Annotated in this window: 12 protein-coding genes; 5 read left to right on the forward strand and 7 right to left on the reverse strand. The window is 68.4% G+C overall.

Going from position 1 to position 13,577, the window contains the following annotated elements; genetic code table 11:
* The first annotated feature begins 339 nt into the window (after positions 1 to 339).
* Together D187_RS48420 and D187_RS48425 are read left to right on the forward strand one after the other, a co-directional pair.
* Positions 340 to 1,578, forward strand: coding sequence for a phospholipase D-like domain-containing protein (locus tag D187_RS48420; RefSeq protein ID WP_002623820.1), 1,239 nt, complete (start codon positions 340 to 342; stop codon positions 1,576 to 1,578).
* Positions 1,575 to 2,675 carry a sterol desaturase family protein gene (locus tag D187_RS48425; protein ID WP_002623821.1) on the forward strand — a complete coding sequence of 367 codons (1,101 nt, stop codon included), beginning with the start codon at positions 1,575 to 1,577 and terminating at the stop codon, positions 2,673 to 2,675. Before D187_RS48420 ends, D187_RS48425 begins: the two co-directional genes overlap by 4 nt.
* Before the next feature lie 223 nt (positions 2,676 to 2,898).
* Here D187_RS48425 and D187_RS48430 read toward each other — a convergent pair whose 3' ends face one another.
* The 6 genes from D187_RS48430 to D187_RS48455 are packed head-to-tail and all read right to left on the reverse strand — an operon-like array spanning position 2,899 to position 9,829.
* Positions 2,899 to 3,321, reverse strand: a complete 423-nt coding sequence (locus tag D187_RS48430; protein ID WP_002623823.1) for an Imm50 family immunity protein — start codon at positions 3,319 to 3,321, stop codon at positions 2,899 to 2,901.
* Positions 3,322 to 3,350: 29 nt separating this feature from the next.
* Positions 3,351 to 3,740: a hypothetical protein gene (locus D187_RS48435; RefSeq protein WP_002623824.1), complete on the reverse strand. Its 390-nt coding sequence runs from the start codon at positions 3,738 to 3,740 to the stop codon at positions 3,351 to 3,353.
* 58 nt (positions 3,741 to 3,798) lie between these two features.
* A complete protein-coding gene (locus D187_RS48440) occupies positions 3,799 to 4,170 on the reverse strand; it encodes a hypothetical protein (protein ID WP_002623825.1) in 372 nt (123 codons plus the stop codon).
* Between the two features lie 12 nt (positions 4,171 to 4,182).
* On the reverse strand, positions 4,183 to 7,131 hold the full coding sequence (locus tag D187_RS48445; protein ID WP_002623826.1) for a DEAD/DEAH box helicase: 2,949 nt from the start codon (positions 7,129 to 7,131) through the stop codon (positions 4,183 to 4,185).
* 47 nt (positions 7,132 to 7,178) lie between these two features.
* Positions 7,179 to 8,579 carry a UdgX family uracil-DNA binding protein gene (locus tag D187_RS48450; RefSeq protein WP_002623827.1) on the reverse strand — a complete coding sequence of 467 codons (1,401 nt, stop codon included), beginning with the start codon at positions 8,577 to 8,579 and terminating at the stop codon, positions 7,179 to 7,181.
* The gene (locus tag D187_RS48455; RefSeq protein ID WP_002623828.1) at positions 8,579 to 9,829 is read right to left on the reverse strand and encodes a putative DNA modification/repair radical SAM protein; all 1,251 of its coding nucleotides are present in this window, start codon (positions 9,827 to 9,829) and stop codon (positions 8,579 to 8,581) included. Before D187_RS48455 ends, D187_RS48450 begins: the two co-directional genes overlap by 1 nt.
* A gap of 208 nt (positions 9,830 to 10,037) precedes the next feature.
* On the opposite strand from D187_RS48455, the gene adh reads away from it, so the two are divergent.
* From adh to D187_RS48470, 3 genes are all read left to right on the forward strand, one after another.
* Positions 10,038 to 11,567: an aldehyde dehydrogenase gene (gene adh / locus D187_RS48460; protein WP_020918784.1), complete on the forward strand. Its 1,530-nt coding sequence runs from the start codon at positions 10,038 to 10,040 to the stop codon at positions 11,565 to 11,567.
* A complete protein-coding gene (locus tag D187_RS48465; protein WP_002623830.1) occupies positions 11,567 to 11,959 on the forward strand; it encodes a DUF779 domain-containing protein in 393 nt (130 codons plus the stop codon). Before adh ends, D187_RS48465 begins: the two co-directional genes overlap by 1 nt.
* A gap of 97 nt (positions 11,960 to 12,056) precedes the next feature.
* Complete coding sequence (locus D187_RS48470) at positions 12,057 to 12,497, forward strand: hypothetical protein (protein ID WP_002623831.1); 441 nt, start codon at positions 12,057 to 12,059, stop codon at positions 12,495 to 12,497.
* Positions 12,498 to 12,519: 22 nt separating this feature from the next.
* Here D187_RS48470 and D187_RS48475 read toward each other — a convergent pair whose 3' ends face one another.
* Positions 12,520 to 13,455 (reverse strand): hypothetical protein, encoded by a 936-nt coding sequence (locus D187_RS48475; RefSeq protein WP_002623832.1) that lies wholly within the window; start codon positions 13,453 to 13,455, stop codon positions 12,520 to 12,522.
* Positions 13,456 to 13,577: the final 122 nt, after the last annotated feature.

Below are 13,577 nucleotides of genomic sequence, written 5' to 3' on the forward strand. Positions count from 1 at the left end.
GCCGATCTCCTGCTCAGGCACCCCGCCACACGCGAGCAGCCACATGAGACAGCTCGCCATCCACACACTTACCCTATTCAAAGATCCCCCTCGGAAATCCCGTGCGAAGAGTTCGCCACGGATGATCCGTCACCTGGACATTGACGGAGCCGCGCCAATAGCACGAGACACCATGGGTTTGTTCTGTTTAAGCGCCAGATGCGTATGCATGGCCGCCATCTCAAATTCTCCATATCCTGGAATGAACTCCATCGAAGCGCAGGGCCAAAGCCGATCAATCGCCCCCCTGGAACCAGCGGATCGCCGCACCGGAGGGTCGTCGACTACAGTGCCGCCGCTATGTTCCGCGTCCAGAGTGGTCTCTTCCTTCCTCTCGTGCTGTTCCTCGCGTGCACCACGCCGACCCGGGCGGTGCACCCTACGCCACGCCCCACCGACGGCCCCGAGCTGGTGCTCGTGGAGAGCAGTCCGGTGGAGGCCCGGATGGACCACCCGGACATCCCCGATGCCTGGGAGGTCTGGCCGGACATGGTCAACGGGGCCACGCGCTCGATTGATCTCGCCGAGTTCTACCTGAGCAACGCGCCGGGCAGCCGCCTGGAGACGGTGATTCAGGCCCTCGAGGCCGCGGCGGACCGGGGCGTGAAGGTGCGTGTACTCGCCGAGGAGAAGTTCGCGAAGACCTACCCGGAGACGCTCGAGCGGCTGGCGAAGCGGCCGGGCATCACCGTGCGCCGCATGGACACGGCCGCCTCCATGGGCGGCGTGCTGCACGCGAAGTACTTCGTCGTGGACGGGCGCGAGGCGTACCTGGGCAGCCAGAACTTCGACTGGCGCTCGCTGGAGCACATCCAGGAGCTGGGCCTGCGCGTGCGCGTCCCCGGCGTCGTGCGCGCGCTCGCGGATGTCTTCGAGCAGGACTGGGCCCTCGCGGGAGGAGAGCCCAAGCCCACCGTGTCCAATTCGGCGGGTGGCCCGTTCTCCGCCCGCGTCGAGGGAGGCGAGGTGTCGGTGACGCCCGCGCTCAGCCCCCAGGGCTACCTGCCCGACCCTGGCACGTGGGACCTGCCGAAGCTCGTGGGCCTCATCGATGGCGCGAAGCGCTCGGTGCGGGTGCAGGTGCTCACCTACAAGACGAAGGGACGCGATGGGACCGTCTTCACCGACCTGGAGGACGCGCTGAAGCGGGCCGCGGCACGTGGGGTGACGGTGGAGCTGCTCGTGGCGGACTGGAGCCAGCGCAAGGGCACCATCGAGGGACTCCAAGCCCTCCAGGCGCCGCCAGGATTGACGGTGAAGCTGTTCACCGTGCCGCCCTGGTCGGGAGGCTTCGTTCCCTTCGCGCGCGTGGTGCACGCCAAGTACCTGGTGGTGGATGGCGAGCGGGCGTGGGTGGGCACGAGCAACTGGGAGAAGGACTACTTCACCCAGAGCCGCAACGTGGGCGTCATCGTGGAGGGGCAGGCCTTCGCTCGCCAGCTCGAGCGCTTCTTCTCGGACAACTGGGCAAGCCCGTATGCCTCGCCCGTGGATCCTCGCGCCACGTACACCGCGCCCAACATCAGCGGCTCGCCATGAACCTCATCCTCCTGTCCACGCCCCTGTTCTTCATCTTGATGGCCCTCGAATGGCTGGGCGGGCGGCTCCAGCACCGGCGCGTCTTCCGCGGCGCGGATGTCTTCGCCAACCTGTGCCTCGGCACGGCCCAGACGGTCTTCGCCGCCGTGAGCGCGGGCCTGCTCGCGGGCTCCTATGTGACGCTGTATTCGCTGCGCCTCTTCGACATCCCATCCACGTCCGCGTGGGCCTGGGTGGTGCTGCTGCTCGGCACCGACTTCTGTTACTACTGGTTCCACCGCGCCTCGCACCGCATCCGCCTGACCTGGGCCGCCCACGCGCCCCACCACCAGAGCGAGGACTACAACCTGTCCGTCGCCCTGCGGCAGGGCCCCATCCAGCCCCTCTTCTCCCGCGTCTTCTACCTGCCGCTCGCCCTGCTGGGCTTCCCCCCCGCCATGTTCGCCACCGCCGTGGCGCTCAACACGCTCTATCAATTCTGGGTCCACACCGAGCTCATCCGCACGCTCGGCCCTCTGGAGTGGATCTTCGTCACGCCCTCGCATCACCGCGTGCACCACGCCTGCAACGGGCGCTATCTCGACAAGAACCACGGCGGCATGTTGATCATCTGGGATCGGATGTTCGGCACCTTCGAGGCCGAGCGCGAACAGGTGACGTACGGCACCGTCAAACCGGTGGGCACCTTCAACCCGCTCGTGGCCGCGTTGACCCCCTTCCGGGAGCTCGTGGCCACCATCCGCGGGACGCCTCGCTTCCTCGACAAGCTCAAGGTGCCCTTCATGCCGCCCGAGTGGAGTCCTCCCGGCGTGGAGGCCCCCTCCCTCGACGTCCCTCCGGGGCGGCCCCGCTTCGAGGTGCACGCCCCCCGCCGGGTGGCGCTCTACGTGCTGCTCGTGGGCAGCCTGTCCTTGGCCCTCATCCTGGCGTTCCAGGTGCGGATTTCCTCCCTGTCCCCGGCCGTGCGGCTCGCGTTCGTGGCCTGGTTCCTCGCCTCGCTGGGAGGACTCGGGGGCGTGCTGGAGGGCCGGCGCTGGGCACGCCCCGTGGAGGCACTGCGGCTCGTGGCGGCGCCCTTCCTGATCGCGGCGCTCTGAGTTCCGCGACTCCGTTCACGGGGTCGACCAGAACAAGGTGCCACCCGGCCCGGTCCCGGTTTGCCGTGGGAGCAGCATCACCTTCGCGCGTCCTCTTCCAGCATCGCTTGAAGTTCCGGGTGGGAAGAGATCAGAGCGAGTTACGAACGGGCGCTGCATCGAGTAGCCGGACGATGTGTCCAGCGTGTTGATGGTGAGCTTCCGGTTGCCCGTGAGGGTGAGACTACGCGCTACCATGTGCCTGCCCCTCCTTGAGATTCTGCGTGTAGCCCGAAACCGCATCCACCCAGATGAACTCAAAGACACCCCTGAAGCGGACCCCTTCCGCCGAGGCCGTCACGATCAGGCCCTTCTCCTCGCTCCTCGCGATGTCGATGTCCGCGATGATGTTGGAGGTCCATCCCCGCAGCTCAAGGCCCAACACGCCAATACACAGCAGCCTGACTTGAGCCGTGTTGGCACAAGCTTTGATCCACTTCGGCGGAGGCGCGACGGGGAAATCGTTCAAATCAAACCGGATACTCACCGTGTCGCCATCATCAGCGAGCAGTCCCACCTCGAGCAACCGCACCTTCCGCAGCGAAGGGGCGACCGGATACAACTTGCGGAGAAATACCGTTTTATCGAGCAAATCCACCCAGTCCATACACAGTCCTCGAAGTCGAAACCAGCCGTTCACCGCCCACACTCGATTGAGAGATTGCTCTCTCGCCCGTCGGCGTCCCTTGCATCCTTCGCGAGGACGTATCCACCAAGCCCAACGGACGAATCAATTTCGTAAAGCACCAACTCACCGGCCAGGATGGCTCGCGTACACCGAGCCGGGATCTCCAACTCGCGACATCGCTCGCTCGTCCCCTCACGTGACGCGGACCAGACATATAAATCGAGCAAGACATTCTGCTCGCGGAACGGGCCCAGCTCCACGTCTTCCACTCCCGAAAACTCCAGGAGGGCGTCCGAGCCATCGCGCATCCGCAGCCTCAAGCTCAGCCTCTTCGCCTCCCGGTGGTTCTCCACCGCCACGACTTCCGCATCATGCACGTCCAGATGGAATGCGCTCACCCTGTCCCTCTGCTCCCCTCACGACCCACCCATCCGGTGGCTCGCGCACGACCGGTGCTCAATCCACGCTCGTGGTTGACTCCAACCGCCGCAACATCTCGAGCCCCAACTCGAGCTTGCGCCGACTCGAGATCGTCAGAGACGGGTGTGCCTTCTTGTAGTCACGAACAGAAAATACCTCGACGATTGGCTCCACCGCGACTGACAACCTGTCTACCTCGACGACCACCAGGAGATCCGGCCCGGCGACCACCGTGTAGATGTCTTCGCCCTGCTCTGGAATCCAGTCCACGACAAAGGCCTTCTTCAGCCCGGGGCATACCGCCGTCAAGGCGGAGAGCAGCCTCGAGTTCTGGCCTTCGAACAGCCAGGAATTAGAACTCTCGAGTTCCTGGCTCAGCCGCTCGGTGTCAGGTCCCGGCTTGAACATTCGCGGAGCCACTCAGGCGAACAGCTCGAGCAGATCGTCCCGGGTGATGGCCGTCGCGGTGGAGGCCTCGCTCAGGGCCGCCTCGAAGAGGGCGCGCTTCTTCTCCTGCAACCCCAGGATGCGCTCCTCCACCGTGCCCTGCGACACCAGCCGGTAGACCATCACCGGCCGCTCCTGGCCGATGCGGTGCGCCCGGTCCGCCGCCTGCGCCTCGGCCGCCGGGTTCCACCAGGGATCCATCAGGAACACGTGGTCCGCCGCCGTGAGGTTCAAACCCGTACCACCCGCCTTGAGCGACATGAGCAGCACCGGCGCCCCATCCTGCCCCTGGAAGCGCTCCGTCACCTCGCCCCGGTTCGCCGTCGAGCCATCCAGCCGATCGAAGGCAATGCCCGCCATCTTCAGGTGCGGCTCGATGAGATCCAACAGCGACGTCCACTGCGAGAACACCAGCGCCTTGTGCCCGTCCAACACCGCCGTGCCCAGCGCCTCCACGAGCGTCTGCACCTTCGAGGACGTGTTCGCCCGCTGGCCCGGCACGAGCGCCGAGTGGCACGCCGCCTGACGCAGCCGCAACAGCGCCTCGAGCGCCTTGAGCACGTTGCCGCCCTCGTTCAACAGCGCCACCACCTCCGCGCGCGTCGCCGCCATCACCGCGTCGTAGACCGAGCGCTCACGCTCATCCAACGACACGTGCATGACGGACTCGGTGCGCGGCGGCAGCTCGGGCGCCACCTCGCGCTTGAGCCGGCGCAGCACGAAGGGCCGGATGCGCCGACGCAAGCCCTCCGCCGCCCCCTTCTGCCCATCCGCGATGGGCCGCGCCACCTTCTCCTCGAACTGCCGGCGCGCCCCGAGCAACCCCGGGTTGGTGAAGTGCATCAGGCTCCAGAGTTCCTCCAGCCGGTTCTCCAGCGGCGTGCCGCTCAATGCCAGACGGAAGTTCGCCTGGAGCCCGAACGCCGCGCGCGCCACCTGGCTCTCCGGATTCTTGATGGCCTGGGCCTCGTCGAGCACCACCGCGTCCCAGGTGCGCCCCCCGAGCACCGCCGCGTCCAATCGCAGCAGGGCATACGTGGTGATCGTCACATCGGCCGACTCGTCCAGGGCCCGGCCAGGCCCGTGGTACACGCACACCTTGAGCGAGGGGCGGAAGCGCTTGAGCTCCCCGGCCCAGTTGGGCAGCACGCTCGTGGGACACACGACGAGCGAGCGCGGACCCAGCGTGCAGATCGTCTGGAGCGTCTTGCCGAGGCCCATGTCGTCCGCGAGGATGCCGCCGAGCCCCGCGCTCTTCAGGAAGCCCAGCCAGCTCACGCCCTGCAACTGATAGGCGCGCAGCGTCGCGGTGAGATCCGCCGGCAGCACGGGCGCCGGCAGCTTCTCGAAGCCCTCGACGAGCGGCGCCAGCTTGTCGAGCCCCGGCGGAGGCGGCTGCTCCAGCGTCTCGCACAGCGTCTTCAACTCCGGCAGCGCGAAGGCGGCCACCTTGCCATCGGCCTGCCGCGCCGCGAGCAGATCCGCCACGCGCGCGCCATTCTTGTCCAGCCACGCCCGGGGCAGCGGCGCCCAGCCACCCCCCTCGAGCGGCACGAGCCCCAGCCCCTCGTTCCAGGCACGCACCACCGCCGCGGCGTCCACCGTCTTCGGCCCGCCCTTGACGCCCTCCACCTGGAAGTCGAGCGTGAAGCGCACCTCGGGCATGCCGGGGCCCTGCGCGTTGGACTCCACGCGGAGCAGAGGCACCAGCCGCATGTCCGGGCTCACCACGCCCGCCGCGTCTCCGGCCAGGTCTCCCCGCCAGCGCCGCAGCTTGTCCGCCCAGCGCACCATCTCCTGGCCCTGCACCGTCACGCGCCGCCCGGGCACCAGGTTCAGCTCGTCGCGTAGCTGGTGGATGAGTTTCTGCTCGGCCACCTCGTCGCGCACGGGCACCGAGCCGCGCAGGTACACCATGCGCCCGTTGTCGATGCGCACCGAGGGCGGCGCGCCGTAGACGAGCGTGGGCATCACCGACAGGCCCGACTCCAACTGCTGCAACTCCACCAGGATGCGCGGCTTGAGATCGCGATCCAGCGACGGCAGACGCCGGCTGCGCATGTCGATGGGCATGCGCCTGGCCAGCTCCGGCAGCACCTTCGAGGAGATCTCCCCAATCTGCTCGGCCGAGAAGGTGCGCGTGCTCGGCAGGTTCTCCAACCACGCACCCGTCACCTTCGTCTCGCCCAGGCGGGCCAGCGCATCGCCACACACGGCGACGCCCGGACTCACCACGTCGGTGATGCGCGGATCCTTCGCCACGGTGATGACGAACTGCCCGCCCCGGTCCTCCACCAGCGCGCGGGGGTAGACGATCTCATCCGAGACGGCGACGGGCATCCCGTCGAGCAGGACGTTGCGCGCCCCCTCGAGCACCTTGAGCAGGGACTCCAGACGCTCGGGAGGCAGGGCGCCCCGGATGCGCTTCTCCAGGAGCCGGTCCGCGAGCAGATCCCCCTGCTCCACTTGGAGCTTCGCGGCGCGAGCGGGCCTGGCCATGAGCGAGGCGAGGCTGTCCTCCAAGGGCTCCGTCTTGCCGTCGGCGTGGGCGATCTCGCGATGCAGCTCCAGTCCGCCCTCGGCGCGGGAGAAGCGGTACACCACGCGCGACCAGCGCGCCGCGGTCACCTCCAGGGGTGTGTCCTGCTTCTCCGCCTGTTGCACGGAGATGGCCGCGGCCACCACGTGCTCGCACGGGTCCACCTGGCTCGGGCAATCGCATTCCCAGACATCGTCGGCCGGGTAGAGCGACACGGTGAGGGCCACCGTCTTCCCGGGCGCCTTCACCCGAAGTTGCAGCTCCTTGTCCGTGCGCTTCTGCAGCGCGACGGCCCCCGAGCGGGCGAGGTTCACCCCGACGGTCCAGATGCCAGGGCGGGCTTCCTTCCGGACGGTTTCCAACAACTGAGCGAAGGCGGACATGGGAGGTGCTCCTAACCCTCCCGGCGTGCGCCGCGCAACCCGGGCGTTCACCCGAGCGCGCGCAGCGTGTCCGCCACCTTGCGCAGGTCCTCCTCGAAGTGCAGCCGGGCCCGCACCCGTGCCCGCTCGTCGGGCATGCGCAGGAGCGCCGAGGGGTGGAAGGTCGCCATCCACGCCTTCGCCCAGGGCGTCTCGAACACCTGCCCCCGGCTCAGGTTGATGCGGAAGCCCGGCCCCAGGAAGGACTGCGCCGCCGTGGCCCCCAGGCAGAGAATCATCCTCGGCCGCACCCGCTCCACCTCCGCGTGCAGCCACGCCTTGCACGCGAGCATCTCGCGCCGCCCCGGCTTCGCGTGCAGCCGCTGCTTCTCCTCCCCCATCCACCCGAAGTGCTTCACCGCGTTGGTGACGTACAGCTCCTCGCGCTTCAGCCCCACCCCCGCGAGCACCTCGTCCAGCAGCCGGCCCGCCGGACCGATGAAGGGCCGGCCCTCCCGATCCTCCGTGTCTCCGGGCTGCTCCCCCACGAGCATCAACCGGGCGTCCTCCGGTCCCTCACCGAACACCGTCTGTGTCGCCCGCTCGTGCAGCGGACACGCCCGGCACCCCTTCGCCGCCTCGGCGAGCGAGGCGATGTCCCGCTGCTCCGGCAGGAAGCGGCTCGACTCGGACAGCTCGAGGCGCGGGCCCACCATGCGCGCGGTGCGCTCCGGCGCCTGGCGCACCAGCTCCGGAATGAGCCGGGCCTCCGGCAGCGTCGCCCAGTGCTTCCGGGGCATCTCCGCGCGCATGGCCCTCACGTTGAGCCGCGCCGGATTGAAGGTCGACGCGTAGTACGTCCCCCACATCTCCTCCAGCACGTCCCCCTCGGGCGCTTCCGAGCGCGGCACCCCGGGCCCGAACAGGAGCCGCTCCAGGTCCCACGACACGCTCGCGTCCGGCGTGAGGATGCTCCAGCGCATGGAGGGAAAGCGCCGCGCGAAGAAGGGCGCCACGTAGCGCACCACGAGGTGCTCGGGCCGGTGCCACGCGATGAAGTACTCCTCCCCTTCCCGCTCCACCCGCCGGAAGCGCACGAAGGCCTTCATCTTGTGCGCGTCCCGCTGCACCGCCTTCGCGAGCATGAGCAACCGGTACACGTCCGCGTCGCTCTCCACTTCCAGCAGCTTGCGCTCGCCATGGGTGAGCCGCCACAGCACCCGGTAGAGCAGGCCCCAGCGCTCGGGGGAGCGGTGACAGGCCACCTTCTCCGCCAGCTCCAGGAACGCCGGGGGCACCGCCAGCCCCGCCACGGGCGCACTCGCCGGCACCGCCTCCGGCGCGAGCAGCGAGGCCTGCGCGTCCCGCTCCTCCGTGAAGAGCACCCGCTCCGGGGGCACGCCCCGCACGAGCAACCCCCGCGCCGCCGCGCGGAAGGACTCCAGGTCCGGCCCCACCTCCACCCGCATCAGAGCTCTCCCGTGCGCGCCTCGTGGGCCGCGGTGAACAGGGAGAGCTGCGTGGCGGGCGGCGTCACCCGCTCGGCGAGCCGGTGCGAGTCCAACAGCCCCGTGGGCCGGTGGTCCGCCGTCACGATGAAGGGCTTCACCCGCGTGAGCGGCACCCGCAGCCGCGCCAGGTCCGCGAGGGTGATGCGGTGCCACCGGCGGATGCGAATCAACCGGTCCACCGTGCGCACGCCCATGCCCGGCACGCGCAGCAGCCGCTCGCGCGGGGCCCGGTTCACATCGACGGGGAAGGCCTCGCGCCGGCGCAGCGCCCACGCGAGCTTCGGATCCATCTCCAGTGACAGGTCCGGATGCTCGGGTGGCGCGAGCTCGTCCACGCGAAAGCCATAGAAGCGCAAGAGCCAGTCCGCCTGGTACAGCCGGTGCTCGCGCACGAGCGGCGGAGCCTTGGCGGGCAGCCGCGCGTCCACGAGCGGAATGGGGCTGTAGGCCGAGTAGTACACGCGCTTGAGCCCGAAGCGCGAATAGAGCCGGCTCGCGGTGTCGAGGATGGCGGCGTCCGGCGTGGGCGTGGCGCCGACGATCATCTGCGTGCTCTGCCCCGCGGGAGCGAACTTCGGCGCCTTGGGACTCTCCACGCGCTCGGCCTTGGACTGGGCCACCCGCGTGGAGATCTCCTTCATCGTCTCGCCCGTGACGGCGAAGCTCTTCTCCGGCGCGAGCTTGCGCAAGTCCGTCTCCGTGGGCAGCTCGATGTTGGCGCTCAGCCGGTCCGCGTGCCGGCCCGCCGCGTCGATGAGCTCCTTCGAGGCGCCCGGCACCGTCTTGAGGTGGATGTAGCCCTGGAACTGGTGCACCTCGCGCAGCGTGCGCGCCACCTCGACGAGCTGCTCCATCGTGTAGTCCGGGCTCTTGATGACCCCGGAGCTGAGGAACAGGCCCTCGATGTAGTTGCGCTTGTAGAAGTCGAGCGTGAGCCGCACCACCTCCTCGGGAGTGAAGCGCGCCCGGGCCGTGTCGCTGGAGATGCGGTTGATGCAGTACTGACAATCATAGATACAGAAATTGGTGAGCAATATCTTCAGCAATGACACACACCGGCCGTCCGGCGTGTAGCTGTGGCAGATGCCCATGCCCTCCACGCTGCCGAGCCCCTCCTTCGCAGCCTTGCGTTGGCCGCCGCTGCTCGAACACGAGGCGTCGTACTTCGCGGCATCGGCGAGGATCTCCAGCTTCTTGCGCACGTCCATGCGGAAATCCTAGTCACGCCCCCTGACGCGAGGCGCCGTGAAGCGAATCAGCGGACAAACGGGCAGGCCATCGCCTCCTCGAGCTTGCCTGGCTGGCTTGCGTGCCGGGCGAGCGGATGCTCTCATGCGCGGCGTTGCTGGGAGGGGTTCCCCCCCGCATGTCTGTCTTCTCATCACTCCGATTCACCCCCTATCCCCGAGGTCCGCAATGTCGTCGACGATCTATGAAGCGCCGGGTCAGAAGGGCAGCAAGGTCCAGTACCTCCCCCGCTACGGCAACTACATCGGCGGGGAGTTCGTGCCGCCCGTGAAGGGCCAGTACTTCGAGAACATCAGCCCCGTCACCGGCAAACCCTTCTGCGAGGTGCCGCGCTCGACCGCCGAGGACGTGGACAAGGCGCTCGACGCCGCCCACAAGGCCCGCGCCGCCTGGGGCCGCACCTCGCCCGCCGTCCGAGCCGACATCCTCCAGAAGATCGCCGACCGCATGCAGGCGAACCTCGAGATGCTCGCCGTCTCCGAGACGTGGGACAACGGCAAGCCCATCCGCGAGGCACTCGCCGCGGACCTGCCGCTCGCCGTGGACCACTTCCGCTACTTCGCCAGCTGCCTGCGCGCCCAGGAGGGCAGCCTGTCGGAGCTCGACGCGGACACCGTCGCCTACCACTTCCAGGAGCCGCTCGGCGTGGTGGCGCAAATCATCCCCTGGAACTTCCCCCTGCTCATGGCGGCGTGGAAGCTGGCCCCCGCGCTCGCCGCCGGCAACTGCGTCGTGCTCAAGCCCGCCGAGCAGACCCCCGTCACCATCCTCAAGTTCGCCGAGCTGGTGGGCGACCTCCTGCCCCCCGGCGTGCTCAACATCGTCAACGGGTTTGGGATTGAAGCGGGCAAGCCCCTGGCGAGCAGCAAGCGCGTGGCCAAGGTGGCCTTCACCGGCGAGACGACCACCGGCCGGCTCATCATGCAGTACGCGAGCGAGAACCTGATTCCCGTGACGCTGGAGCTGGGCGGCAAGTCGCCCAACATCTTCTTCGCGGACGTGTTCTCCAAGGACGATGACTTCGCCCAGAAGGCGCTCGAGGGCTTCAGCATGTTCGCCCTCAACCAGGGCGAGGTGTGCACCTGCCCCTCGCGCGCGCTCGTGCAGGAGAGCTTCTACGACGACTTCATGCACAAGGCCGTCGAGCGCTCCCGGAGGATCGTCCAGGGCAACCCGCTGGACACCGCGACGATGCTCGGCGCGCAGGCCTCCAATGATCAGCTCGAGAAGATCCTCTCGTACATGGACATCGGCCGGAAGGAAGGCGCGAAGGTGCTGCTCGGCGGCGAGCGCGCGAGCCTGCCCGGGGCGCTCGCCGAGGGCTACTACGTGCAGCCCACCATCTTCGAGGGCCACAACCGCATGCGCATCTTCCAGGAGGAGATCTTCGGCCCGGTGGTGTCGGTGGCGAAGTTCAAGGACATGGAGGACGCGCTGGCGCTCGCCAATGACACGCTCTACGGCCTGGGCGCCGGCGTGTGGTCGCGCGACACGAACACCGCCTACCGCGTGGGCCGCGCCATCCAGGCGGGCCGCGTGTGGGTCAACTGCTACCACCTCTACCCGGCGCACGCGGCGTTCGGCGGCTACAAGCAATCGGGCATCGGCCGCGAGACGCACAAGATGATGCTCTCGCACTACCAGCAGACGAAGAACCTGCTCGTCAGCTACGACCCCAAGCCCATGGGTTTCTTCTAATGCCCATCGAGCGCGTCACCGTCACGCCCGCCGCCGAGTCCCTGCTGCGCAAGATGCAGGGCCTTCACGGCCCCCTGATGTTCCATCAGTCCGGAGGGTGCTGTGACGGCAGCGCGCCCATGTGCTTTCCCCGGAAGGAGTTCCGCGTGGGCCAGGAGGACGTGTACCTGGGCACCATCGTGGACACGCCCTTCTACATCGGCGGCTCCCAGTTCGAGTACTGGCAGCACACCCACCTCACGGTGGACGTGGTGAAGGGCCGTGGCAGCGGCTTCTCCGTGGAGGCTCCCGAGGGGGTTCGCTTCCTCATCCGCTCCCGGGTCTTCACGGACGACGAGTACGCCGCCCTCCAGAAGGAGGGGCCGCCGCCCCGGGGCCCCCAGCCGGACTGAGCGTCCTACTTCCTCCCCCCCGAGGTGCATGCCCACCGGGAGCACTCGGGGGGGAGGCGGAGTTGGGTTACAATGGGCGTTCGTTCCTGGAGAGTGAATGACGCCTGGCCATCGCGAGTGGAGGATTGGGCCCCATACGCTCCGCTTCGAGCCTCCCGACCTCCTGCGGATCGACTTCCACGGAGTGCTCACCCTGGAGGACGCCCCACGCATGGTCGAGATCTACCGCGAGTTGGGCAGGGCGGTGCGCCTGTACGTGCTGGGCAGCATGAGCGAAGCCGAGCCGCTCGAGCCCGATGTCCGGCACTACCTCAGCGAGCACATACGCTCCGAGTGGTTCGAAGCCACCGTCTATTTCGGGGCGCGTCTGGTCCACAAGGCGTTGATCAAGGGGGCGGTGATCGCGGCCCAACTGGACGGGTCCACGCAGAAGGAGATGGAGCAATCGCTGGCGGCCATCCACTTCGTCGCCACGCGGGAGGAAGCCGAGCAGCTCCTCCTCCAGTTGCGCGCGAGGGCGAGCGACCGGGTCGCCTGACGCGGGCCCGCCGAGCGGCGGATTACAGGTTGGTGAGGCGGGCGAGCTGGATGTTCGAGTTGAGCATCTGCTGCGCCATCATCAGCTTGCCACCGTCCTGGAGCGTGGAAGAACGGCTCCGGGCGTCGGCGAGCGCGCCCTGCTCCTGGGCGAGCATGCTCAGCTCGCCGTTGCTGATGGTGCCCTGCTTGACGCCCTGGCTGAGGGCCCCCAGCTGATTGGCCTGGGTCTGGGCCACCGGATTGAAGGGCGCGAAGGAGGACTTCGAGCCGTTCTCGAACGCCGCCTTGGTGTTCATGACGTTCTGCGTGCTCATCTGGGACAGGTTGGCCGCCTCACCCAGGGTGATCTGCCCGTCCGCCGAGGCGCTCTTCGTCGCCGCGGCCAACTGCTGCACGCCCTGCATCAACTGGCCGAGCTCCTGCGAGGTGATGTTGCCCGAGCGCACACCCTGGGAGATCTTCTCCAGCAGCGCGCCCTGCTCCGTCTTCAGGTTCTTCAGCAGGGTGGCGGCGTCTCCGAAGGGAAGCGCGGTGTTGGCGCCCGGAAGCTGCGGCTGGCCGGCGCCCGGAAGCTGCGGCTGGCCGGCGCCCGGAAGCTGCGGCTGGCCGGCGCCCGGAACCTGGCCGTGGGCACCGCCATTGAGCAGACCCTGCAGGGCCTGGAGCATCTGCGCGAGCTGCGCGAGCGGATTGGACTGGCCCTGGGGTCCGCCCACGCCGTGCTGCGGCTGCGGCACGCCCTGGCCCATCTGGGGCGCGAAGGAGTCCTTCTGGCCGAGGGTCGACTTGATCTGCTGGAGCGCCCCGGCGAGCTGCGACATGGACTGGAGCAACTGGCTGGCGAGCTGGGCGTTGATCTTGCCCTGGCCCTGGGAAACGTTGGCCTGCACACCCGCGAGCTGGCTCAGCGTGTTGAGCAGGGCGGCGGGGTTGTTCTTGAGGGAGGCGATGGACACGGGCGGCTCCAGGATGGGGAGGCGACTCGGAGGAGAGTCGGAGACAGCGATGCCGAGAGGTAGTGCAGTGGGCATGCCATGGCCCGTCGGCGGACTCCACGGGGGCGGGCTTCGTGAAAACG

Source organism: Cystobacter fuscus DSM 2262 (assembly GCF_000335475.2).
Taxonomy (GTDB): domain Bacteria; phylum Myxococcota; class Myxococcia; order Myxococcales; family Myxococcaceae; genus Cystobacter; species Cystobacter fuscus.